This window comes from Halomonas sp. BC04 (genome assembly GCF_000568385.1).
Window position 1 is genome coordinate 1 of the sequence record NZ_AZQX01000110.1, and the last position, 24,088, is coordinate 24,088.

At 64.9% G+C, this 24,088-nt stretch carries 22 protein-coding genes and 2 pseudogenes; 6 read left to right on the forward strand and 18 right to left on the reverse strand.

The window, feature by feature from the left end:
- The 5 genes from Q427_RS29895 to Q427_RS07720 form a co-directional block, all read right to left on the reverse strand.
- The coding region (locus tag Q427_RS29895) for a DUF4040 domain-containing protein (RefSeq protein WP_331280566.1) at positions 1-185 on the reverse strand (185 nt) is incomplete at its 3' end.
- A complete protein-coding gene (mnhG, locus tag Q427_RS07705) occupies positions 182-529 on the reverse strand; it encodes a monovalent cation/H(+) antiporter subunit G (protein WP_051496215.1) in 348 nt (115 codons plus the stop codon). The genes Q427_RS29895 and mnhG, both read right to left, overlap by 4 nt.
- Positions 522-821, reverse strand: a complete 300-nt coding sequence (locus Q427_RS07710) for a monovalent cation/H+ antiporter complex subunit F (protein ID WP_043512601.1) — start codon at positions 819-821, stop codon at positions 522-524. Before Q427_RS07710 ends, mnhG begins: the two co-directional genes overlap by 8 nt.
- A 4-nt stretch (positions 822-825) precedes the next feature.
- Entirely contained in the window at positions 826-1,311 is a 486-nt protein-coding gene (locus tag Q427_RS07715) for a Na+/H+ antiporter subunit E (RefSeq protein ID WP_043512603.1), read from the reverse strand.
- Positions 1,308-4,082 carry a cation-translocating P-type ATPase gene (locus tag Q427_RS07720; protein WP_043512605.1) on the reverse strand — a complete coding sequence of 925 codons (2,775 nt, stop codon included), beginning with the start codon at positions 4,080-4,082 and terminating at the stop codon, positions 1,308-1,310. Before Q427_RS07720 ends, Q427_RS07715 begins: the two co-directional genes overlap by 4 nt.
- Positions 4,083-4,398: 316 nt before the next feature.
- Here Q427_RS07720 and Q427_RS07725 point away from each other — a divergent pair, with 316 nt between their 5' ends.
- Complete coding sequence (locus tag Q427_RS07725) at positions 4,399-4,926, forward strand: YchJ family protein (RefSeq protein WP_081785882.1); 528 nt, start codon at positions 4,399-4,401, stop codon at positions 4,924-4,926.
- A gap of 5 nt (positions 4,927-4,931) precedes the next feature.
- On the opposite strand, the pseudogene hutH reads toward Q427_RS07725, so the two are convergent.
- The 4 genes and pseudogenes from hutH to hutI all read right to left on the reverse strand — a co-directional run bounded on the left by hutH (position 4,932) and on the right by hutI (position 10,789).
- Positions 4,932-6,480, reverse strand: a pseudogene (gene hutH / locus Q427_RS07730) (histidine ammonia-lyase).
- Positions 6,481-6,793: 313 nt separating this feature from the next.
- Complete coding sequence (gene hutU, locus Q427_RS07735; RefSeq protein ID WP_043512610.1) at positions 6,794-8,488, reverse strand: urocanate hydratase; 1,695 nt, start codon at positions 8,486-8,488, stop codon at positions 6,794-6,796.
- Between the two features lie 59 nt (positions 8,489-8,547).
- Complete coding sequence (gene hutG, locus Q427_RS07740) at positions 8,548-9,537, reverse strand: formimidoylglutamase (RefSeq protein ID WP_043512614.1); 990 nt, start codon at positions 9,535-9,537, stop codon at positions 8,548-8,550.
- Positions 9,530-10,789 (reverse strand): imidazolonepropionase, encoded by a 1,260-nt coding sequence (hutI, locus tag Q427_RS07745; protein ID WP_043512617.1) that lies wholly within the window; start codon positions 10,787-10,789, stop codon positions 9,530-9,532. The genes hutG and hutI overlap by 8 nt, the downstream gene beginning before the upstream one ends.
- A gap of 363 nt (positions 10,790-11,152) precedes the next feature.
- On the opposite strand from hutI, the gene Q427_RS07750 reads away from it, so the two are divergent.
- Positions 11,153-12,484 (forward strand): YjiH family protein, encoded by a 1,332-nt coding sequence (locus Q427_RS07750; protein ID WP_043512620.1) that lies wholly within the window; start codon positions 11,153-11,155, stop codon positions 12,482-12,484.
- Positions 12,485-12,599: 115 nt separating this feature from the next.
- On the opposite strand, the gene hutC is transcribed toward Q427_RS07750, so the two are convergent.
- Positions 12,600-13,316, reverse strand: coding sequence for a histidine utilization repressor (hutC, locus tag Q427_RS07755; RefSeq protein WP_043512621.1), 717 nt, complete (start codon positions 13,314-13,316; stop codon positions 12,600-12,602).
- Positions 13,317-13,481: 165 nt separating this feature from the next.
- Here hutC and rluF point away from each other — a divergent pair, with 165 nt between their 5' ends.
- From rluF to Q427_RS07775, 4 genes are all read left to right on the forward strand, one after another.
- Positions 13,482-14,501: a 23S rRNA pseudouridine(2604) synthase RluF gene (rluF, locus tag Q427_RS07760; protein ID WP_081785883.1), complete on the forward strand. Its 1,020-nt coding sequence runs from the start codon at positions 13,482-13,484 to the stop codon at positions 14,499-14,501.
- A 7-nt stretch (positions 14,502-14,508) separates the two neighbouring features.
- Positions 14,509-15,747, forward strand: coding sequence for a DUF418 domain-containing protein (locus Q427_RS07765; protein WP_231613521.1), 1,239 nt, complete (start codon positions 14,509-14,511; stop codon positions 15,745-15,747).
- A gap of 19 nt (positions 15,748-15,766) precedes the next feature.
- The gene (locus Q427_RS07770; RefSeq protein WP_043512624.1) at positions 15,767-17,125 is read left to right on the forward strand and encodes an HTH domain-containing protein; all 1,359 of its coding nucleotides are present in this window, start codon (positions 15,767-15,769) and stop codon (positions 17,123-17,125) included.
- Between the two features lie 121 nt (positions 17,126-17,246).
- Positions 17,247-17,849, forward strand: a complete 603-nt coding sequence (locus Q427_RS07775; protein WP_043512627.1) for a DUF938 domain-containing protein — start codon at positions 17,247-17,249, stop codon at positions 17,847-17,849.
- A gap of 40 nt (positions 17,850-17,889) precedes the next feature.
- On the opposite strand, the gene Q427_RS07780 is transcribed toward Q427_RS07775, so the two are convergent.
- The 8 genes and pseudogenes from Q427_RS07780 to Q427_RS07810 all read right to left on the reverse strand — a co-directional run.
- Positions 17,890-18,105, reverse strand: a complete 216-nt coding sequence (locus Q427_RS07780) for a hypothetical protein (protein WP_231613523.1) — start codon at positions 18,103-18,105, stop codon at positions 17,890-17,892.
- 75 nt (positions 18,106-18,180) lie between these two features.
- On the reverse strand, positions 18,181-18,423 hold the full coding sequence (locus tag Q427_RS35175) for a TRAP transporter large permease subunit (protein ID WP_269321206.1): 243 nt from the start codon (positions 18,421-18,423) through the stop codon (positions 18,181-18,183).
- 14 nt (positions 18,424-18,437) lie between these two features.
- Entirely contained in the window at positions 18,438-19,439 is a 1,002-nt protein-coding gene (locus Q427_RS07785; protein ID WP_269321207.1) for a TRAP transporter large permease, read from the reverse strand.
- Positions 19,436-19,981 carry a TRAP transporter small permease gene (locus Q427_RS07790; RefSeq protein ID WP_043512630.1) on the reverse strand — a complete coding sequence of 182 codons (546 nt, stop codon included), beginning with the start codon at positions 19,979-19,981 and terminating at the stop codon, positions 19,436-19,438. Before Q427_RS07790 ends, Q427_RS07785 begins: the two co-directional genes overlap by 4 nt.
- The gene (locus tag Q427_RS07795; RefSeq protein WP_043512633.1) at positions 19,982-20,977 is read right to left on the reverse strand and encodes a TRAP transporter substrate-binding protein; all 996 of its coding nucleotides are present in this window, start codon (positions 20,975-20,977) and stop codon (positions 19,982-19,984) included.
- A gap of 112 nt (positions 20,978-21,089) precedes the next feature.
- A complete protein-coding gene (locus Q427_RS07800; RefSeq protein WP_043512634.1) occupies positions 21,090-21,578 on the reverse strand; it encodes a GNAT family N-acetyltransferase in 489 nt (162 codons plus the stop codon).
- A gap of 110 nt (positions 21,579-21,688) precedes the next feature.
- The gene (locus tag Q427_RS07805) at positions 21,689-23,152 is read right to left on the reverse strand and encodes an aldehyde dehydrogenase family protein (protein WP_043512636.1); all 1,464 of its coding nucleotides are present in this window, start codon (positions 23,150-23,152) and stop codon (positions 21,689-21,691) included.
- 20 nt (positions 23,153-23,172) lie between these two features.
- Positions 23,173-24,088, reverse strand: a pseudogene (locus Q427_RS07810) (thiamine pyrophosphate-dependent enzyme); the annotation flags it as partial.

Sequence of the window (24,088 nt, forward strand, 5' to 3'; positions counted from 1 at the left end):
ATGGCGGCCTCTGCCAGGGCGATATCCGGTGCGTCCAGGCGAACCCACACCAGTGCCATCAGCAGGTAGAAGGCCATGAAGTTGACGACGGCGGAAAAGCGACGCGGGGTGAACAGGGCCTGCCAGGCCAGCCACAGCAGGCCTGCGGCGAGCAGCAAGTCGAACCCCCAGGCCAGCACCCTCACTTCGGGGCGGGCCTTTCGCTTGTCATCGTCTTTGACGGCGCATCACCCTGTCGCGGGGCAAGGCCGCAGGCTAGCGCGGTCGATGCGATCAGTGTGGCCCCGATACCGGAGGCAACCAGCATCAACAGCCAGATCAGCAGGTATTTTACGGCTTCGGCGAGGCCTGAGGCTTGCAGGGCGAGGCCCAGGCAGATCAGGCCGAGGCCGAGATTGTCGGCCTTGGTCAGGGCGTGCAGGCGGGTGAAGACATCCGGAAAGCGCAGCAGGCCAAGGCTTCCGGCCAGGAAGAACAGGATGCCGGCAATGACGAGCCCATAGCCGAGCCAGAGTAGCGCTTCAGTCATGGCCGGCCTCTTCTCGGGTGTCCTTGTCATCGCGCAGCAGTGTCCAGGTGCGCGTAACGAAATTGGCCATGGCCACGGCGGCCAGCAGGGCGAAGAGCAGTGCCACGTCCACCAGTGCCGACTGGTCGGAGACGATACTCAGCAGCAGCAGTACGGCGATGGCCGAGGTGGTGATCATCTCGGCGGCCAGCATGCGGTCGGCACTGGTGGGGCCCCGCAGGATGCACCAGGTGCCGACGCCGGCATTGGCCAGTAGCAGTATGGCCCCGGTGGCATACAGGTAGGTCGTCATGGGCCTAGGTCTCCTTCTGGATGGCTACCCCGAAGAGAGCGGCAATATGTCGTTCGAGCCGTATCAGAGAGGCCGCGGTGTCGTCGTGCAGGTTCAGGACGTGGACCTGCAGGGCGCCGGAGGCGAGACGCAGTGCCAGGGTGCCGGGTATCAGGTTGATCAGGCTGGCCATGAACAGCTGGGCCGGGCCTTCGGGCAGATAGTGCCAGCGGTGTTCGATCACTCTTGTGTTGAGCCGGAGCGAGGGGCGGCAGGCCAGCCAGGCCACTTCCAGCCCGCCGCGAAGGGCCAGCCAGAGGGCCTGGGGCACGAAAAGGAGAACCGCCAGGGGGCGCAGATGCCAGCTGAAGACCGGCATCAGCACCGCCGCGGCCAGTATGGCAGGCACTCCCCAGGCCCAGGAGGCGGGGTCCCCGCTGCTGATGGCCCACCAGAGCAGTGACAGTATCGCCAGTCGCCATGCCCACGCCTGCCAGCTTCGACGGTTCATTGGGTTGAGGCGCTGGCCTTGTCATGCTGCCCCGCCTTCGGGGTGTCGGGAGACTTGCGCAGGCGCAGCACCCACTTCTCCAGCTCCACGATAAGGAATATCGCCACGCTGCCGGCCAGGATGACGAGCCAATGCAGCGGCGCCAGGCCGGCACTGCCGAAGATCGTCTGCATGAACGGGATATAGGTCCAGCCGAGCTGCAGCAGAACTACCAGACCGATGGCGATCCATACCGGTTGACTGCCGAAGATGCCCTTTACCGAGAGTGCGCTGTTGACCAGGAAACGGCTGTTGATCAGATAGGCGGCACTGCCCAGGACCAGCATGTTAACAGCTCCGGCCCGCGCCAGCTCCGGGCTGCCTTCCTGATGGAACAGGATCCAGGTGAACATGCCGAACACCCCGATCAATAGCAGCACCGATACGAACACCACCCGCCACAGCAGGAAGAGGTCGAGCAACGCCGCCGAAGGATCGCGTGGCTGACGCCGCATGATATCCGGCTCGGCCTTCTCGAAGGCGAGGGCCAGGCCGAGGGTCACCGCCACCACCATGTTGACCCACAGCGCCTGCAGCGGCGTCACCGGCAGCATGGTGCCCCCGAGCACGGCGAGCATGATCGCCAGGCCCTGGCCGCCGTTGGTGGGCAGGATGAAGGTGATGGTCTTGCGAATGTTGTCGTAGACCTTCCGTCCTTCTTCGATGGCATTGACGATGGTCGCGAAGTTGTCATCGGCCAGCACCATTTCGGCGGCCTCCTTGGCGGCCTCGGTGCCCTGGATGCCCATGGCCACGCCGACGTCGGCACGCTTGAGAGCGGGACCATCGTTGACCCCGTCGCCGGTCATGGCGCAGATGCCGCCCTGGGCCTGCATTGCCTTGACCAGGCGCAGCTTGTGCTCCGGGGCGGCGCGGGCGAAGACATCCACCTTCAGGATCTTCTCTTCGAGTTCCTCGTCGCTCATGGTTTCCAGCTCGCGTCCGCTCACCGCCTCCTCGGTCTGGGCAAAGCCCAGCTGATCGGCGATGGCGCGGGCGGTCACGGCATGGTCGCCGGTCACCATCACCGGGCGAATGCCGGCTTGCAGGCACTGCTTGACCGCCTCGATGGCCGCTTCCCTGGGCGGGTCCAGCAGCCCAACCAGGCCAAGCAGCACCAGGCCATCTTCCGCGTGTTCGTCATTCAGCTCGCCGGAGATGCCTTCGCCATCCTTTTCCGCCAGCGCCAGTACCCGCAGCCCCCGGGACGATAGCGCATGGATGCGATCTTCCCATTCCTGGTGGTCGAGGTCGGTATCGCCATCGTCACCCCGTACCTTGTGACACATCTCCAGAAGGCGGTCCGGTGCGCCCTTGACCAGCAGCCGACTGCCATCCAGGTCGTTTAGGGTGGCCATGTACTTGCGTTCGGACTCGAAGGGAATGGCGTCTCGGCGGGGGTGGTCGTCGCGAAGTGAATGGGTATCGAGATCGCCCTTGGCAGCGGCCACGACCAGAGCCCCTTCAGTGGGGTCGCCGTGTATGGTCCAGCGCTCCTCTTCTTCGGCCAGCTCGGCGTCGTTGCACAGCACGCCGACCTTGAGGAAGTGAGCCATGGCGGGATAGTCGTCCAGGGAGATCGCTTCGCCTTCCTCGTCGCTCTCCTTGTCGCTTGGTGCGAGATGCAGCTTGCCCTCCGGCTTGAAGCCGATGCCGGAAAGCCGAAACTCTCCTTCGGGTAGCCAGATGGCCTGCGCCGTCATCTCGTTGCGGGTGAGGGTGCCGGTCTTGTCGGAGAAGATGGTGGAGATCGAGCCCAGGGTCTCCACCGCTGGCAGCCGGCGAATGATGGCATTGCGCTTGGCCATGGCCTGGACCCCCAGGGCGAGGGTAATGGTCACGATGGCGGGTAGCCCTTCGGGTATGGCGGCAACGGCCAGACCCACCGCGGCCATGAACATGGCGCTGATGGCCTGCTCATGGATGATCACGCCGAATGTTGCGGTCAGTGCGGCGGCGCCCAGGATGAAGACGGCCAGCACCCGGCCGGCCCGGTCGAGCTGGCGCAGCAAGGGGGTCTTGAGTTGTTCGACATCGCGCAGCATCTCGGAGATACGGCCGATTTCGGTCCGGGTGCCGGTTTCCACCACCAGGCCCACCGCCGTACCCTGGGCCACGATGGTACTGGCGTAGGCCATGGCGCTACGCTCGGCCAGGTCGGCCTCTTCTTCCACCGGATCGGTCTGCTTGTCGACCGGCGTGGACTCACCGGTCAGCGCCGCCTCTTCGGTACGCAGGCGCTTCGCCTCGATCAGGCGCAGGTCTGCCGGTATCCGGTCGCCACTCTCCACCGTCACGATGTCACCGGGAACCAGCTCCTCGGCATCGATGGTTTGTCGTTTTCCATCACGCAGCACGCTTGCCTGGGGCGAGAGCATGTCACGTATGCTCTCCAGTGCCTGCTCGGCCTTGCCCTCCTGGATGAAGCCGATCAGTGCGATGATGATGACGACGCCTAGAATCGCCAGGGCGTCCAGCGTCTGGCCCAGCCCCAGGCTGGCCACCGCCGCCACGATCAGGATCAGCATCAGGATGTTGTTGAACTGCTCGAGCAGGCGTTTCCACCAGGGACGGCCCTGCTGTTGCTTGAGCTTGTTGGGGCCATATTCGTTCAGGCGTTCCCTGGCGACTTCATTCGAAAGTCCCTCGCGGGAGCCTTCGGTCTTCTCCAGGGCGTCCTCTGCCGACATGGCGTGCCAGGCGGTACGGGGGGAGTCTTGGCGCTCGGGCATTTCCTTATCTCCGAAGGCGAGTCATTGATGTGACCATATCTACCATAAACGATGCTGCACTGCAGTGATGCAGGGCAAGAAATGTAACATAACTCGCTGTGCTATCAGGTGAGGGCGTCCAATCGTTCACCGGTGTAGCGGAAGCATGCGGCCCATGGCAATACCGTGATGAGTGTAGTGGTTGTGAAAGTTAACGAGTGTAGAATTAGGTGTGTGTGCCAGTTATTTCCGGTCAAGTCCGGTTGCCCAACAGGGACAGGAGGCTATCTTGTGACCGGCCGGAGCACGTTGCTTTTCAGTGTAGGAGAGGTGAGTCATGAGCCACAACAGCAGCCTTGGCACTGACACTTCAGGGCGAGTCGGCCTAGAACGCTTGGACGTCCAGCCATGCCCTTGCGGCAGTGGCAGGGCACTGGCCGAATGCTGTGGTCGTTTCCACCGGGGGGAGCCGGCCCCCAGTCCCGAAGCATTGATGCGTTCCCGCTATAGCGCCTTTGCCCTCGACCTGACCGAATACCTGCTGGCAACCTGGCATACGTCGACGCGCCCGCAGCATCTGGAGCCGGGCGGTACGACCCGCTGGGTACGTCTGGAGGTGGTGGATGCCGGTGAGGAGGGAGAGGGTGACTCGGCCCGCGGCCGGGTCCATTTCCGCGCCACTTTCCGCGAGGGGCGGCGTTGGGCGGTGCTGGAAGAGAACTCCTGCTTCTTGCGGGAGGCGGAGCGCTGGGTCTACCTGGACGGCAGTCCCAGCGTGACCCGCCTGAAGCCGGGTCGCAACGATCCCTGCCCTTGCGGAAGCGGTGGCAAGTTCAAGGGCTGTTGCGGCCGCGGATCAAGCTGACTGGCTCAGTGGCTGGGCAGCAGCGAGACCGGCACTAGCCCATTGAGGATCCGTGTCTTCAGCAGCTCGGTCGCGGCTTCGATATCCGGGGCGAAGAAGCGGTCCTTGTCGTAGTAGGCGACCTTTTCGCGCAGGGAACCGMGCGCGCGCGCTCCAGCGGCTCGGTGGTGGCCAGGCGCTGCCCGTCCGGCGCCTTGCGGAACTCGAGCCCCTGGCAGGCGGCGAGCCACTCGATGGCGAGTATGCCGCGCACGTTGTCGGCCATTTCCCACAGGCGCTTGCCGGCGGCCGGGGCCATGGAGACATGGTCCTCCTGGTTGGCCGAGGTGGGCAGGCTGTCGACACTGTGGGGGTGCGACAACGCCTTGTTCTCGCTTGCCAGGGCCGCGGCGGTGACCTGGGCGATCATGAACCCGGAGTTGATCCCGCCGTTCTCCACCAGGAAGGGCGGCAGCTGGGACATGTGCTTGTCCATCATCAGCGAGATGCGGCGCTCGGTCAGAGAGCCGATCTCGGCGATGGCCAGGGCCAGGTTGTCGGCGGCCATGGCCACCGGTTCGGCATGGAAGTTGCCCCCCGAGATGATGTCCCCGCCTTCGACGAACACCAGCGGGTTGTCCGAGACCGCGTTGACCTCCACCGCCAGCACTTCGGCGGCCTGGCGTAGCTGAGTCAGGCAGGCACCCATCACCTGGGGCTGACAGCGCAACGAGTAGGGATCCTGTACCTTGTCGCAGTCGGCATGGGTATCGCTGATCGCGCTGCGCTCCCCCAGCAGGTGTCGGTAGGTCGCAGCGGCATCGATCTGGCCGCGCTGGCCGCGGGCCTCATGGATACGCGCATCGAAGGGGGAGCGTGAGCTGAGGGTTGCCTCTACCGTCAGCGAGCCGCACACCGTGGCGGCGGCGAACAGGTCCTCGGCCTCGAACAGCCCCTTGAGCGCATAGGCGGTGGACACCTGGGTCCCGTTGAGCAGCGCCAGGCCCTCCTTGGGTGCCAGGGCCAGTGGTTCGAGGCCGGCAATGGTAAGTGCTTCCCTGGCGGAGACCCACTCGCCCCGATGGCGCGCCTTGCCCTCGCCCAGCAGCACCACGCTCATATGGGCCAGGGGCGCCAGGTCGCCGGAGGCACCGACGGAGCCTTGAGCGGAATATGCGGATAGACCTCGGCATTGACCAGGGCCAGCAGGGCGTCTAGGACTTCGCGGCGAATACCGGAGAAGCCACGGGCCAGGCTGTTGACCTTGAGCACCATGATCAGGCGCACCAGGGCATCCTCCATGGGGGCGCCGACACCGGTGGCGTGGGAGAGCACCAGGGAGCGCTGCAGCTCCTCCAGGTTCTCCTTGTCGATGCGGGTCTGGGCCAGCAGGCCGAAGCCGGTATTGATGCCATAGACGGTACGGTCTTCCGCCACGACACGGTTGACGCAGTCCACGGCCTGCTGGATTGCCTCATCGGCACTGGCCGGCAGACTGACCGCCAGCGGTGCCTCGAACACCTGGCGGGCCTGGGCCAGGGTCATCATGCCGGCTTGGATCTCGAGATGTGACATGCAATGGATCTCATTTTAAGAAGCGTGTCGTTGCTCGCGCTGAGCTGATCTGTCGACAAGCCTACGCGAGGGCGCTGTAAACCCTTCCCTGGGCGCTACTTTTGCCATCCCTGGCAAAAGACCCTCGCTCCGCCTTGTCCCCAGCGCTCATCGCATCGGTCGTTGGCAGCTCGCGCTGAGCTGACCTGTCGACAAGCCTACGCGAGGGTGCTGTGAACCCTTCCCTGGGCGCCACTTTTGCCATCCCTGGCAAAAGACCCTCGCTTTGCCTTGTCCCCAGCGCTCATCGCGCCGGACGTTGATGGATATGCTCTTATTTATCGAGCATCGGCAGATCGAGGCCGTTATCCCGGGCGCACTGCTTGGCGATATCGTAGCCGGCATCGGCGTGACGCATCACCCCGGTGCCCGGGTCATTGCGCAGCACCCGGCCCAGTCGGGCATGGGCATCTTCGCTGCCGTCGGCGACGATGACGACCCCGGCGTGCTGGGAGTAGCCCATGCCCACGCCGCCGCCGTGGTGCAGGGAGACCCAGGTGGCGCCACCCGCGGTGTTGAGCAGGGCGTTGAGCAGCGGCCAGTCGGAGACGGCATCGCTACCATCGAGCATCGCTTCGGTCTCGCGGTTGGGGCTGGCCACCGAGCCGGAGTCCAGGTGGTCGCGGCCGATGACGATGGGTGCCTTGAGCTCCCCCGTGGCGACCATCTCGTTGAAGGCCTGGCCCAGGCGCGCGCGATCCTTGAGGCCGACCCAGCAGATCCGCGCCGGCAGACCCTGGAAGGCGATCCTCTCGCGGGCCATGTCCAGCCAGTTGTGCAGGTGCGGGTCGTCGGGGATCAGCTCCTTCACTTTCTGGTCGGTCTTGTAGATGTCCTCCGGGTCGCCGGAGAGCGCCACCCAGCGGAAGGGTCCGATGCCCTGGCAGAACAGCGGACGGATATAGGCCGGCACGAAGCCGGGGAAGTCGAAGGCGTTCTCGACACCCTCTTCCTGGGCCATCTGACGAATATTGTTGCCGTAGTCGAACGTGGGCACGCCCATGGCCTGGAAGTCGAGCATGGCCTGCACATGTACTGCCATGGACTGCTTGGCCGCCTTGACCGTCACTGCCGGCTCCCGCTTTCCGCGGGCCACGTACTCGTCCCAGCTCCAGCCCGAGGGCAGGTAGCCGTGCAGCGGGTCGTGGGCGCTGGTCTGATCGGTGACCATATCGGGGCGCACACCGCGCCGAACCAGTTCGGGCAGCACATCGGCGGCGTTGGCGCACAGCCCGATGGAGACCGCCTTGCCTTCGGCGGTGTAGCGCTCGATGCGGGCCAGGGCGTCGTCCAGGTCGCTGGCCTGCTCGTCCAGATAGCGGGTGCGCAGGCGGAAGTCGATGCTGGTCTGCTGGCACTCGATATTGAGCGAGCAGGCACCGGCCAGGGTGGCGGCCAGGGGCTGGGCGCCRCCCATGCCGCCRAGGCCGGCGGTGAGGATCCAGCGCCCGGCCAGCTTGCCGTCGTAGTGCTGGCGTCCGGCCTCGACGAAGGTCTCGTAGGTGCCCTGGACGATGCCCTGGGAGCCGATGTAGATCCACGAGCCAGCGGTCATCTGGCCGTACATCATCAGGCCCTGCTTATCCAGCTCGTTGAAGTGCTCCCAGTTGGCCCAGGCCGGCACCAGGTTGGAGTTGGCGATGAGTACCCGCGGGGCGTCCCGGTGGGTCTCGAAGACGCCGACCGGCTTGCCCGACTGGATCAGCAGCGACTGGTTGTCCTCCAGGCGCTTGAGGGTCTCGACGATGGCGTCGAAGCACTGCCAGTCCCGCGCGGCGCGACCGATACCGCCGTAGACCACCAGGTCCTCTGGGCGCTCGGCCACGTCCGGGTGGAGGTTGTTCATCAGCATGCGCATGGGGGCTTCGGTGAGCCAGCTCTTGCAGCTGAGTTCGGTCCCGGTGGGGGCGGCGATGCGTCGGCTGGGGTCGTGACGAGGGTCGGTCGCGGGGGACTGGTGGCTATTCATGATCGTCTCCTGTCTATTGTCGTGTCTGTTGGGTGTCGATGGCATGTCTTGCGCCGGGCTCAGGGTTCGAGCGTCAGCTGATGGATCAGCCGCGCCGCGGCCTTGGCGGTGCGGCCGTCGATATCGAAGCCCGGATTCAGCTCGGCCAGGTCGACCAGGGCCAGCTTGCGACTGTCGCGCACGCGCCGGGCCAGGCGTTCCAGCAGTGGCAGCGACACACCATGGGCGGCCGGAGCGCTGACCCCGGGGGCTTCGCTTGCCGGCAGCACGTCCAGGTCGATGGTCAGGTAGACCCTGTCGCAACCGGCGATAAAGGCATCGAGTTCGTCGCCGATGGTGTCGAGGCTTGATGCCGTGATTTCGTGGTCCTCGCGCACCATCAAGCCGAGCTCCGCGGCACGCTGGAACAGGGCCGCGGTATTGCTGGCCCGGCTCACGCCGAGGCAGGCGTAGCGGAATGGCCAGCCGCGGCGGTCGCATTCGTCGGCTATCTGGGCGAAGGGGGTGCCCGAGGAGCCGCGCTGCCCTGGGGTGAGGAGCGGGGTGCGAAGGTCGAAGTGGGCGTCGAGATTGACGATGCCTACGATGGGGGCCTTCTTGCCGGTCGCCTTGTCTTCCAGGTGACGAGCCAGGCCTGACCAGCTGCCATAGGCCACTTCATGACCGCCGCCGAGCACCACCGTCAGATGACCGGCGTCGAGCAGTGCGGCGACCCTGGCGGCGAGCCGCGACTGGGCGCTTTCCATACCGTCGTCGCTGCCATGGGGGTGGCAGACCACATCGCCGGCGTCGAAGGCGGGCGAGCGATGGTGCCATGCCAGGTTGGCCAGCGCCTTGCGAATGGCACGGGGGCCACCGGCGGCACCGACGCGTCCGTGGTTGCGTGCCACGCCGGCGTCACAGGAAAAACCGAGCAGGGCGATACCGGCAGCAACGTTCGCCGCCCGGCTGGCCGCGGGCAGGGGTTCGATCACTTGATGCCAGCGCAGGCTGTTGGGTTCCGGGTCCTCGCGACCGGCCCAGGGAGACATGTCGATCAACTCAGTCATGGCGCTGCTCTCCTTGAAAGGCTTGCGTGACACTGCCGGCGAACACGCGCTGGCGCAGGCGGCCGGACTGGATGGCGTAGGCAAGGGCAGCCGGTGTGTCGACGTCCCAAAGGCAGAGGTCGGCCGGGGCGCCTTCCTTCACTCTGCCCAGCCCCTGTTCGTGAAGAACTTGCTCATGTAACCCCAGGGCCCTGGCGCCATGGGAGGTCATGCCGGCCAGCGCCTCCCTCGGGGTCAGCCGGAACAGGGTGCAGGCGAAATTGAGCATCAGGGTGGGATTGAAGATCGGCGAGCTCCCCGGGTTGGCGTCGGTGGCGATCGCCATTGGCACCCCGGCGGCCCTCAGCGCCTCGATGGGGGGGAGTTGGGTTTCCCGCAGGGTGTGGAAGGCGCCGGGCAGCAGCACGGCGACGCTGCCGGCTTCGCGCAGGGCCGCCACTCCGGCCTCGTCGAGAAATTCGATATGATCGGCGGAGAGCGCCCCGAAACGCGCCGCGGCGGCACTGCCACCCAAGTTGGAGAGCTGCTCCGCATGGGCCTTGATCGGCAGGCCGTGTGCCTTGGCGGCGGCGAACACCCGCTCGCACTGGGCGACCGAGAAGGCGATCTTCTCGCAGAACACATCCACCGCGTCGGCCAGGGCCTCGCTGGCGGCGGCCGGGATCATCTCCTCGCATACCAGGTCGATATAGCCGTCGCTGTCGTCCTTGAACTCCGGTGGCAGGGCGTGGGCGCCGAGCAGGGTGGTGACCACCCGCACAGGCAGCGCCTCGCCCAGGCGGCGTGCCACGCGCAGCATCTTGAGCTCGTCGGCAACCGTCAGTCCGTAGCCGGACTTGATCTCCACGGTGGTGACGCCATCCCGCATCAGTGCCTCCAGCCTCGGCCGGGCGGCATCGAACAACTCGGCTTCGCTGGCCGCTCGGGTGGCGTTTACCGTACTGAGAATGCCGCCGCCCGCTCGGGCGATCTCCTCGTAGCTGGCGCCTTCCAGGCGCTGCTCGAACTCGTCGGCACGGGAGCCACCGAATACCAGGTGGGTGTGGCAGTCGACCAGGCCAGGGGTCATCACGCCGCCGCGGGCCATCTCCTCGCAGTCGGCCGCGGTGGCCTCGTCCCACTCGCTCATCGGCAGGACACGGTCGATACGGTCGCCTTCGACCACTACCGCCATCGGCTCGGGCAGGGTGTCGAGGCCATCGAAGATGATGACGTCTCGCCAGAGTTTTTGCTTCTGCGGGGTGCCGGTCATGGGGCCTCCTGCTATGGATAGTCGACGCAATGTATATACATTTAAATGATCGCCGTTCCCGCGTCAAGCCTGGCGACTGGCTCCCGGGGCTGCTATCGGGAGCCGGTGTCGGGTATTGCTCCGAATTTTCTATTTACTAACCTGATATATATGAAGTTTGTTGGGGTGTCGCGGAGCCGTCAATCGTCTCTCATGGTCATCGGTGCGACGAAAGTATAGGTGTAATTCCGGGGGTTGTGCTAGCGAGCCGATACATCATATTGTATATACAATAATGACCGGCCGTATGAACAACACGATGACACTTGGCTTGTCACCACATTCCGACGACCACACCCGACGACAACAAGAGGAGGGGGTTCCATGACGATCCCTCAGCAGACGGCACAGAGTCGCCGTCAACCATCACTGATGACCGTGCTCAAGCTGTTCGTGCCCAGCGCCCTGGGTATCCTGATCTTCTTCGTGCCGGTGACCATCGGCGAGCGTACGACCATCCTGCTGGATCACATGGTCACCGGGGCGCGCACCCTGATGGGTGATTTCAGCGGGTTCTATGCCCTGGCACTTATCGTTGCCGGCGCAATCTATCCCCTGGCCAAGGGCTACTGGAACCGCAGCCTCACCGAGCGTATCTTCACGCTGCTCAAGCTGGCCGGGGTGGCCGCGGCGCTGATGGCCATGACGGGCTGGGGCCCCGGCTTCCTGCATGAGCCGGACATGCTGCCGTTCCTGTTCGAGCGACTGGTGATACCGGTGGGGCTCATCGTCCCCATCGGCGCCGTCTTCCTGGCGCTGCTGATCAGCTATGGGCTGCTGGAGCTGATCGGCGTGCTGCTGCAGCCGGTGATGCGGCCGGTCTGGCGCACGCCGGGGCGCTCGGCCATCGATGCCGTGGCCTCCTTCGTGGGCAGCTACTCCATCGGCCTGCTGATCACCAACCGGGTCTACCAGGCGGGGCAGTACTCGGCCCGGGAAGCGGCGATCATCGCCACCGGCTTCTCCACGGTCTCGGCTACCTTCATGATCATCGTGGCGCGTACCCTCGACCTGATGAGCGTATGGAACCTCTACTTCTGGCTGACCCTGGCGATCACCTTCATCGTCACGGCGATCACCGTCCGCCTGCCGCCCCTGCGGGGCATGGACAACAGCAAGACCGACGGTGAGCCCGAGTCGATTCCGGGCAAGCGGCTCGTGACCGCCTGGCATACCGGCCTCGCTGTTGCCGAGAGGGCGCCGAGCCTGCCCAGGAGCGTGGCGATCAACGTGCGGGAAGGCCTGGTGATGGCGATAAGTATCCTGCCGTCGATCATGTCGGTGGGGTTGCTCGGGCTGCTGCTGGCCAAGTACACGCCGCTGTTCGAGTGGCTGGGCTGGCTGTTCTACCCCTTCGTCGCCATCTGGGGACTGGATGACGCTGCGGCGCTCTCCCAGGCGGCCGCCTCGGGCCTGGCCGAGATGTTCCTGCCGGCGCTGCTGATGAGTGAGGCAGAGTTCGTGGCACGCTTCGCTGCCGGTGTGGTGTCGGTGTCCGGCGTGCTGTTCTTCTCCGCCTCGATTCCCTGCATCCTTTCCACCAGCATTCCGCTCTCGGTGGGGCGCATCGTGGTGATCTGGTTCATTCGCGTGGCGTTGAGTCTGCTACTCGCCGTGCCGGCGGGCTACCTGGCACTGGCGGTCTCGGGCGGCTAGCGACTTCACCAACGAGGCCGGCGATGCCGGCCTCGTTGCGTTGCTCTCCAGCCGCTGGGGGCGTTTGCGGTGATATGCGCATCGAAAGTGGGCCGGGCGTGGGGCTGAGGATCTATCAGGAGCCGTTTCGGTGCACCGATGAGCGCAGCTTGTAGCGCTCGCCGGGGTGGATCAGTCGGGCGTAGCTGATCAGGTGGTCGCCGGACCAGGTGCGGCGAATCATGCTCAGGCAGGGGCGGGTCGTGTCGGTATCCAGGTGCCGTGCGGTCGTCTCGTCCACCAGTACCGCTTCGACCACGTGCTCGATGTCGCTGATCGGACAGGCCGCCACCAGCACCTCGTTGGGGGTGTGGCGTGTGAAGTCGGTATCGAGGTAGTCCGGTACCCAGCGAGGATTGACGTAGCGGTTCTCTAGCTGGATCGGCACGCCATTCTCACAGTGCACGATCAGGGTATGGAAAACCCGCGTGCCCAGGCGCACGCCGAGGCGTAGTGCCACCTCGTCATCGGCTTCAATCGCTTCGCTGCACAGCACCTCGTTGCTGTAGCCGTGACCGCGGCTGCGCACCTCCTCGGCAATGTTATGCACCTCCACCAGGGATGACTCCGCCTTGCGGTCGGTGACGAAGGTGCCGAGCCCGGGCTGGCGAATCAGGTAGCCCTGCTGTACCAGGTCGCGAATGGCCTTGTTGGCCGTCATGCGGCTGACGCCGAAGTCGCGGGCCAGTTGCTCCTCCGGTGGAATCTGATGATGTGCCGGCCAGTCGCCGCCGTTGATCTTCTCCAGCAGGTGCTGCTGGATCTGAAGGTAGAGAGGAGGGGTGCTGCCCATGGTCGGCGAGGCGTCCTTTGTCGATTGAATCGTTTGACGGGGTACCGTCCAGTTTACCCCTCAGCGCCGGCCGGCACACCCCATGGAGGGTGTAACCCTTTCATCGATATGGCCTGGCATGCTTGAATGCCTGCTAGATACCCCATTCCTTCCGGTAAGAGCGCCATGGCTTTCGGTTCTTCGACGCGTATCAACAAGTTCATCAGTGAGAGTGGCATGTGTTCCCGGCGGGAGGCCGACCGCTATGTGGAGCAGGGCAATGTCTTCCTCAACGGCAAGCGGGCCAAGACGGGCGACCAGGTGTTTCCCGGGGATGAGGTCAAGGTCAACGGCCAGTTGATCGAGCCCCAGGAAGCCGAAGACCTCGTCTTCATCGCCTTGAACAAGCCGGTAGGCATCGTCAGCACCACCGAGCCGAGCGAAAAGGACAATATCGTCGACTTCGTCAAGCATGGGGTGCGCATCTTCCCCATCGGGCGGCTTGACAAGGATTCCCAGGGGCTCATTTTCCTGACCAACAATGGCGACCTGGTCAACAAGATTCTCCGGGCCAGCAACAATCATGAGAAGGAGTACCGGGTCACCGTCAACAAGCCGATTACCGATGAGTTCGTCGTCGGGATGAGTTCCGGGGTGCGGATCCTTGGCGAGGTGACGAAGCCGTGCAAGGTGGTCAAGGAATCGACCTTCGTGTTCAACATAACCTTGGTGCAAGGGTTGAATCGACAGATTCGGCGCATGTGTGAAAAGTTCGGTTATGAAGTCACCCGGCTCGAGAGAATCAGGATCATGAATGTCTCGCTCAAGGGGCTGGCGCTGGGCGATTGGCGCGATCTGACCGAGAAAGAGATCGACACGATCAACGCGCTGACCGAGCGTTCGGCTTCTGATGTCGGAGCTGGGGGCAGGAAGCTTCGGCAGACGGGGCGGCGGGCAAGCGCAAGGTGGGCAAGCGTGCCCAGGGGGCTGCTGGCAAGCGCGCCAAGGGCAAGGCATCGTCGAGCGGTCGCGCCACGGGCAAGGCGTCCTCGGTTGGCGCGGCTGGGAAGTCGCCGGGCACGAAGCAGAAGCCAACGCCAGAAACCCGAAGTCCTCCCACAAGAAGTCCTCGCACAAGAAGCCCGGGTCGACCGGCGGCCAGCCCGGAAGGCGGGCAGGCCGCGCCGGGTAAAGCCAGGGCGCTAGGCTCCCAGTGCAGTCAACCACCTATACCGAGGAGACAGAGGCAGCGATTGCCTCTGGTGGTCGTGTGCACTCCCTGGATGTCCTGCGTGGCTTTGCCCTGCTCGGCATCCTGGTCATGAATATCCAGGCTTTCGCCATGCCGATGGCAGCCTACACGAACCCCACTGCATGGGGGGATCTGACCGGCGCCAACTTCGCTGTGTGGCTACTGAGCCATCTCTTCGCCGATGAGAAGATGATGGCGATCTTCTCGATGCTCTTCGGTGCCGGCATCGTGCTGTTTGCCGACCGTGCCAGTGAACGCGGGCAGTCGGCGGCAAGGCTGCATTACCGACGCCACGCCTGGCTGCTGCTCTTCGGCGCCGCCCATGGCTATCTATTGTGGTATGGCGACATCCTGTTCCTCTATGCCGTCTGCGGCTTCGCCCTCTTTCCCTTTCGCACACTATCGCCTCGTGCTCTCCTCGTGACCGGCATCGCCCTGCTGTCGGTGTCGTCGCTGCTGTTTCTCTATTTCGGCTGGTCGCTGAGCCTGTGGTCTGAGGCGCAACTGGCCGACTTCAAAGCGGAGTGGGCGCCGTCTCCAGGGGCATTGGCCGAAGAAGTCGCGATATACCGGAGTGGATGGCTGTCGCAGCTGCCCCATCGTGTGCCGATAACCGCTGAAGCGCAGACCTTTGTCCTGGTCGTCTGGGGTTTCTGGCGGGCGGCAGGCCTGATGCTGATCGGCATGGGGCTGTACCGGCTCGGCGTACTGAGTGGCCAGGCGTCCAGTTCCACCTACTGGCGCCTGCTCATGGTTGCGCTACTCATTGGCCTGCCAATGGTGGGCTATGGCGTTGCCTGGAATTTCGCCAATGGCTGGGGCCCCGAATCCCTCTTCCTTGGCAGCCAGTTCAACTACTGGGGCAGCCTGCCGGTTAGCCTCGGCTGGGTGGCCGCCATCGTGCTGCTGCTGCGCCATGGAGCACTCCGCGGGCTGACGAGGCGGCTGGCGGCCGTGGGGCGCATGGCCTTTACTCTCTATATCCTGCAGACCGTCATCGGCGTCTTCCTCTTCTATGGCCAGGGGTTGGCGCTATTCGGCCAGATCGAACGGACCGGGCAGTTCGTCATCGTGCTGGCTATCTGGTTGCTGCAGCTGCTGCTGGCGCCTGTTTGGCTGCGACACTTTCGTTCTGGACCACTGGAGTGGCTATGGCGCTCCCTGACTTACCGAAAGCGTCAACCGTTTCATCGACACTAACGCAAGGAAGGCAGTTTTCATGTCCCGGACGACGCGTCTTTTCGAGCTCATGCAGTGCCTGCGACACCACCGGCGCCCGGTCAGCGGTGCCGTACTGGCGGATGAGCTGGGTATCTCGCTGCGGACCCTGTATCGAGACATCTCGGCGCTCAAGGCGATTGGTGCCGAGATCGAGGGAGAGGCGGGACTTGGCTATGTGCTCAAGCCCGGTTTGCTGCTACCGCCGTTGATGTTCTCGGAGGAGGAGCTGGAAGCCGTGGCCCTGGGCCTGAAGTGGGTGGAAGAACGCGCCGACGATGGATTGGCCATGGCTGCCGGTGAAGCTCTCGCCAAGGTCGCCGCCGTGCTTCCCGGCGAGCAACGACACCGGCTGGAGGACTCAGCGCTTGTCATCGGGCCCGGCTGGAAGCGGCCGCAGGCTGTCGAGCTCAAGTTGCTCCGCCGGGCCATAAGGGACGAGCAGAAGCTCGATATCGCCTATCGCGATCAGCTTGGCCGACATTCCTCTCGTACCATCTGGCCCTGCGCCATCGCATTCTTCGAGTCGACCCGTGTCGTGGCGGCCTGGTGTGAACTGAGAGGGGAGTTTCGCCACTTCCGTGCCGATCGCATCGAGGCGGCGGTCATGACAGGAGAGCGCTATCCCCGTCGTCGACACCTGTTGCACAAGGAGTGGTTGCAAACGCTGCTGCCATGTTCTGTCACTGCCTCGGGCTACCCTGTTTCCACCCCAAGCCAAGAGAAGGAGCAGTCGACAATGGAACAGGAACTCGTGTTTTATACCAACCCGTGGTCCCGGGCAGGCATCGTGCACTGGATGCTGGAGGAGATCGGCGTCCCTTATCGCATGGAGGTGCTGGAGTACGGTGCCCCCATGAAATCCCCCGACTACCTGGCGATCAACCCCATGGGCAAGGTGCCGGCGATTCGCCATGGCGACACCGTCGTCACCGAGGCGGCGGCGATCTGCGCCTACCTGGCGGAGACATTCCCGGAAGCAGGATTGTTGCCGGAGCCGGCGGCCCGCGGGGATTACTTCCGCTGGCTGTTCTTTGTCGCGGGCCCGCTGGAGCTGGCCATATCCCTGAACAGCTGTGGTGTGCAACTGACGGAGGAGCAGGAGATGCAACTGGGGTGCGGCAACGTGGCTTCGGTCGCCGATACGTTGGCCATGGCGGTGAAGGGGCGGCGGTATATCGCTGGGGACACCTTCACCGCGGCAGACGTCTACGTCGGATCGCACATCGGCTGGGGCATGGAGTTCGGCACCCTGGAGAAGCGTCCTGAATTCGAAGCGTACTGGGCCGGACTGAAGGAGCGGCCGGCGCATCGGCGCACTGAAGCTTCATTGGAGACAGCCGCGGCGCCATCAGCCTGAGACAAGCCAATGCAGGGACGCGGATGCGACCCTGCACCGTTCTCATTCCCTCATGGCGAGATACGCAGGGTGGGGTAAAGGCTGCTATCGTGGCGTCAACTCCGGAACTAGCAGAGATATCATGAATAACGACCGTCTGATGAGCCCTGCCGCCGAGCGCAACCGCCAGCCCATCCTGGAGGTGTTGCAGCAGGTGCTGCCCGAGCAGGCACGGATCCTCGAGGTGGCCAGCGGCAGCGGTGAACATGGCGTTTACTGTGCGGGCGCCATGCCGGGGTGGGAGTGGCAACCCAGCGACCCGAATGCCCATGCCCGCCGTTCCATCGAGGCGTGGCGGGAGCATGCGGGCCTGCCCAACCTGCTTCCGCCGCTGGCGCTGGACGTGACGACCCTCTGCCCGGCGGGGCCATTCGACGCCATTCTCGCGATCAACCTGATCCATATCTCGCCCTGGGAGGTCACCGAGGCGCTGATGGCCTGTGCCGGGCGACGATTGAACGAGGGTGGCGTTCTCTATCTCTATGGGCCCTACCGGCGGGAAGGACGCCATACGGCGCCCAGTAACGAGGCCTTCGATGTTGATCTCAAGGCGCGCGACCCCCGCTGGGGAGTGCGCGACCTGGAAGCGGTGACCGCTGAAGCCGAACGCCATGGGCTGGCGCTAGAGCGGGTCGTCCAGATGCCGGCCAACAACCTCAGCCTGGTGATGCGTCGCTTAAGCTGAGTGACAGGGCGGGCGTTGCGCGACTCATCCTCGCGGCGTGTCACTCCGAGGTTTTCTCCTCGATCTCGCCCGGCACCCGATAACGTACGCCCTCGGCCTGGCGGTCGTCCTCATAGCGCCGGCTTTCCTCCTCTGCCGGCACGCCCCAGAGGGTCTCCCGGCTGCCGTCCTGGAAGGTATAGGTGGTGCAGCCGGCCAGCAGGGCGATGGCCAGCAGCGCGCCGGAGGCCGGCAGGAAATGAGTCGCTCGAATCACGGTAAATCCTTCAACAGGAGGCTGATGCGGCAAGCCTGAGGCCATGATGGGCGGGCGTCAAGCGCCTGGCTTTCCCTAGCCCGAGATGCCCAGCATGATCGGCACGTAGACCACCAGCAGCAGTACCCCGATCAGGCCCAGGAGGTAGGGAATGATGGCGCGGGTAATGCGCTCCAGGGGCAACTGGGTCACCGACGAGGCGACATAGAGATTGATGGCTACCGGGGGAGTGATCATGCCGATGGCCAGCCCCACCACGATGATCAGGCCGAAGTGGATCGGGTCGATGCCCAACTGGAGTACCAGCGGCAGCAGCACCGGGGTCAGGATGATCAGGCGCTTGCCGTCTCGATGAAGACACCGGTGAGCAGGATCACCGCCACGATCAGCAGCATGATGACGTAGGGGTTGGTGGAGATCGACAACACCGCCTGGGCGATGGCGCCGGGCACCTGCCAGCTCGACAGCGTCCAGCTGAGCACCGCCGAGGTGGCGATGACCAGCATGATCACCGAGGTGGTGATCGCCGAGCGGATCAGGATGCGGTAGACGTCGGGAATCTTCAGGTCGCGATAGACGAAGAGCGATACCAGCAGGGCGTAGTTGACCGCCACCACTGCCGCCTCGCTGGGCGTGAAGATGCCGGAGAAGATGCCGCCGAGAATGATCACCGGCGTCATCAGGCCCCAACTGGCACTCTTCAACGTGCGCCAGATGGTGGCCAGGGATAGCGCCGTGCCGCGAGGGTAATTGCGCCGGTAGGCCTGGGTGATGGCAATCGCCATCAGCCCCAGCCCCATCACCAGGCCGGGAATGAAGCCGTTGAGGAACAGCTTCGAGACCGACTGCTGGGCGATCACCGCATAGATGATCATCGGCACCGAGGGCGGTATCACCACACCGATGGTGCCGCTGGCGGCGATCAGGCTGGCTGCCGACGCGGGGTCATAGCCCTTCTTGCGTAGCTCCGGCACCAGGCTCGAGCCCACCGCGGCGGTGGTGGCGGCACCGGAACCGGAAATGGCGGCGAAGAACATCCCGGCCAATACCGAGACGATCGACAGGCCCCCCTTGAGGAAGCCGAACAGCGAATCGGCAAAGTCGACCAGCTTCTCGCTCACCTTGCCCTGGGCCATCAGGTCGCCGGCGAGAATGAACATGGGCACCGCCACCAGGGCAAAGGAGTTGATGCCCTGGAACATCTGCTGGGTGACCACCATCAGCGGGACACCCTGGGCGTTGAGAGCCAGCATCGTGCTGGCGCCGATGGCCAGGGCGATGGGCACCCCGGCCAGCATGAAGAGGAAGAACAGCCCGAACAGCAGGCCCGTCATGGCGGGGGCTCCTCGGCGGTTCCGCTGCCGATGGCGGCGGCCGTGTCGGGTCCCTTGACGATCAGTTCGATCAGGTCGACGAGGGCGTACCAGGCCATGATGGCGGCGCTGATGGGGATGATGGCATAGACATAGGTCATGGAGAGGCGCAGCGACGCCGATTTCTGGAAGCTCTGCGCCTGCATGTAGCGATGGCCGATGACGACCAATGCGATCATGAAGCCGAGGACGACCAGCACTGCGGCCACCCGTAGCAGCTGTTGCAGTCGGCCGGGCAGTGCATCGACGACGAAGGTCACGGCGATATGGCGACCGCGCTGGAAGGCCAGCGTGGCGCCAAGGAAGGTGATCCACACCAGCAGGAACCGCGCGACTTCTTCGGTCCAGCCCACGGCGGAGAAGAAGACGCGCGACACGATCTGCAGGGTGATCACGCCGATCAGGGCCGCCATGCCCGCAAAGACCACGGGCTGAATGACGGCATCGAGGACGTGTTCAATGCGCTGCAGGAGTGAGAGCAGCGAACGGAACCGGTTCGGCACTTACTCCAGCGCCTCCCGGATACGGGCCAGGTAGTCGCCGAACTGTTCGCCGTACTTCTCGTAGACCGGCGCCACAGCGGCCTGGAAGGCTTCGAGGTCGGCATCGTCGACGATCTGCATGCCGGCGGCACGCAGCTCTTCCAGCTGTTCGGCTTCCATTTCGGCGTTATAGCGACGCTCATGCTCGGCGGCCTCCTGGGCCGCCTGGCGCAGCACGTCCTGGGCAGCCTCCGGCAGTCCATTCCAGACCGGCATGCCCATGACGAAGATCGCCGGCGCATAGGTGTGCCGCGACAGGGTCATATGGGTCTGGGTCTCGTTGAGCTTGAACGAGTGGATGACGTTGACCGGGTTCTCCTGGCCGTCGATGGTGCCCTGCTGCATGGCGGTAAGGGCTTCGGTCCAGGCCATGGGGATGGCGTTGGCACCCAGCTCGCTGAAGGTGTCGGTATAGACCGGGTTTTCCATCACGCGGATGCGTAGACCGTCGATATCGGCGGGGGTGCGGACCTCACGCTGGCTGTTGGTCAGGTTGCGAAAGCCGCGCTCGGCATAGGCCAGGCCCTTGAGGTTCACCTCGCTCAGTTTATCGAGCAGCTCCTGGCCGATGGGGCCGTCGAGCACTTCATAGGCGGCTTCGGGTGAGGGGAAGAGGAACGGGAGCTCGAATACCGCCATCTCCTCGACGAAGTTGGCCACCGGCCCGTTGGTGATCACGCCCATGTCGACGGTGCCGATCTGCATGCCTTCGAGCAGGGTGCGTTCGTCGCCCAGCGAGGCATTGGGATAGATGTCGATGGTGACCGCACCCTCGGTGCGTTCGGCGACCAGCTCCTGGAACTTCACCGCGGCGATATGGAAGCCGTCCTGCTCGTTGACCACATGGGCCAGGCGCAGGGTGACCGGGTCCATCTCCTCGAAGTCGGAGGCCTGGGCGGCGGTTGTCATGGCCAGGGAAACGGCCAGGGCCAGCGTTGCGCGTGCTGCGATTTTCATTGTCTTTTTTCCTCTCTCGGGTCAATCCGTTATCGAGCATGCCCCAGGGTGCCAGAGAGGGTCAACGGCAGTGATACCAAAAGGTTACAAAAGATTTCCGTTCGGCCTGCTTTCACAGGAGACGGTACATGATGTGGGCATCCACCAGTCCCTGCTCGGGATGTCGAAAGGCACAGGGAAGGGTGCCGACGATGGAGAAACCGTGCTTCTCCCATAACCGGATAGCGACCTCGTTGGTCGCCACCACGATATTGTATTGCATGGCGGTGAAGCCCAGCTCCCGGGCGAGGCCAAGGGAGTCCTGGCACATCCTGCCGGCGATGCCCTGGCCGCGGGCGTGCTCGGCGACCAGATAGCCGCAATTGCAGACGTGATCGCCCGGGCCAGGCTGGTTGGGCTTGAGATAATAGGTGCCGAGGACCTTGCCTGAAGCGTCCTCGGCGACCCTGACCGCACGGGGAAGCTCCACCCACATGCGGTAGGCGTCGGACTCGCCGATGCCTCGGGGCACGGCATAGGTGGTGCCGGCATGCAGCACCGGTGCCATGAAGTCCCACATGGCGGGCCAGTCGTCGGGTTGATAGGGTCGGATGCGGATCATGCGGTTTCCTCCTTGAACATTAGGAGCCTGTCGGACTGGCGATCGGTCAAGTCCGGCAGGCTCCTGCATCGGCCCAGGATTTTACGCCATGTTGATCAGCAAAGGGTAATTCACGTGTCGTCACCACCGTCGGCTGGCCCGACCAGGTGCTTCACTTCAAGGTAGGCGGAAAGACCCCAGGGGCCCAGCTCCCGGCCGATGCCGCTGCGCTTGAAGCCGCCCCAGCCGGTCTCGGGCAGCACCAGCTGCTCGCTATTGAGCCAGACACTGCCCGCCTGCAGCTGACGACCGATGCGGGAAGCACGCCGCGAGTCGCCGCTGATGACCGTGGCGGCCAGGCCGAACTCGCTGTCGTTGGCGAGTGCAATGGCTTCGTTTTCATCGGTGACGCTGCGTGCGCAGAGCACCGGGCCGAAGATCTCCTCGCGCCATAGCCGGCTCTCTACCGGCACGTCGCGGTAGAGGGTGGGCGCCACGAAATAGCCCTGTCCAGGCAATTCGCGATGACTCGCATCGCGCACCACCAGCAGTCCTTCCTGCTCGGCCATGGCAAGATAGGCCCGTACGTTTTCTCGCTGGCGAGCGCTGGTCAGCGGGCCCATGTCGGTGTCCGCATCAAGCGGGTTGCCCAGCACCAGGGCGTCGATACGCTCCGCCAGGGCGGCATAGAGCGGCTCGGCGACGGCTTCGTGGACGATCAGGCGGGATGTGGCCGAGCAGATCTGGCCGGCATTGAAGTAGATGCCGGCCATCACCCAGTCGGCGGCCTGTTCGGGGTCGGCATCCACCATCACGATGATCGGCGACTTGCCGCCCAGCTCCAGGGAGACACCGATGCTGCGCTCGGCGGCGGCCCGCATGACCGCCTCGCCGACCCGGTTGCTTCCGGTGAAGGAGACCTTGTCGATACCGGGGTGAGCGGCGAGCGGGGCGCCGATGCCAGCGCCGTCRCCCTGCAACAGGTTGAGCACCCCCTGGGGCAGGCCGATYTCCAGGGCGACCTCGGCCAGCGCCCGCTCGGGCAGCGGGGTCACTTCCGAGGGCTTGAGTACCGCCGTGCAGCCCGCCGCCAGTGCCGGAGCCAGCTTCCAGGCGCTGGTCACCAGCGGGAAGTTCCAGGGCGTGATGAGTCCCACGACGCCCACCGGGTCGTGGTAGCAGCAAGCCTCCACGCCCTCCATTTCCAGCGCGATGAGCCGACCCTGGCGCTGGTCGAGCTCCCGCGCCTGACCGGCGTAGTAGCGATAGCAGGCGATGGCATCGTCAAGGTCGATGGCGGCCTCGTCCAGCACCTTGCCGTTGTTGGTTGATGACAGGCGGATCAATTCCTCGCGGCGCCGGGTCAGGGAATCGGCGAAGCCATCGAGGTAGATCGCCCGCTGGGCGCCGCTCAGCTCACGCCAGGCGGGCAGGGCACGCTGTGCCGCGGCCACGGCGGCAGCGACGTCGGCGGGATCCCCGGCAGTGACCTCGGCGATCACCTGTTCGGTGTAGGGGTCGGTTACCGGCAGCCGGCGCTCACCCCGTGAGGGGATCCACTGGTTGTCTATGAATTGCTGGTCGAGGCGTTGCATGAGGATACTCTTCTGGTTGGTTAACCGACGGCCTGCTGCCAGGCCGCGGCATCCACTTCGATCAGGAAGGGGCCGTCCAGCGGGCGGCTGGCCAACGCCTGGGAAAGGGCGCCGGGGCTATCGACATGGGTCGCCAGGCAGCCGAACCCGCGGGCCAGGGTCAGGAAATCAGGCGCCTGAATGTCGACACCGATTCGCTCGACGCCATGGGCATCCATGTACCGGCGGATCTCCTCGTAGCCGGCGTTGTGCCACAGCAGGATCACGATGGGCAGGCGCTCCTCCACGGCGGTGGCAAGCTCCGAGAGGGTGAACATGACCCCGCCGTCGCCGACCAGGGCGACCACCGGCAGGTCGGGGCGGGCGAGCTGTGCGCCCAGTGCCGCCGGAAGGCCGTAGCCAGGGTGCCGTACCCCGTGGAGGCGTTGAAATAGCGCCGCGGTGCAGGCTGGGAGACCAGGTGGTTACCGGCATAGACCGGTGCGGTGGAGTCGCCCACCAGGATGGCGTCGGGCAAGGCCTCCTGCAGCACGCCATAGAGTGGCACGAAGGGGGCGAAGGCGGGGTCGCTGATCAGGCCCAGCGAGGCCAGGGCGCGGGCCGTTCGCTCGGCCCCGCYCCTGGCCAGSGGYTGGGGRAAGTGCTCGAGCAACAGCGCAAGGCTGCGTCCGGCATCGCCCACCAGGCCCAGGGCCAAGGGCTGGTTGCGCACCAGCTGCTGGGCATCGAGGTCGATGCGGATCAGCCTGCCGTTGAGGGCGAAGCGTCGTCGAAGACCACGTCGTAGTCGGTCTCGCCGAGCTCGGTGCCCACGGCGAGTATGACATCCGCCTCTCGGGCCAGCTCGCGCACCGGCGGCAGGGCGGCGTTGGCCCCCAGGTCCAGCGGATGCGAGCGGCCGAGCAGGCCCTTGGCGTTGATGGTGGTGACCGTCGG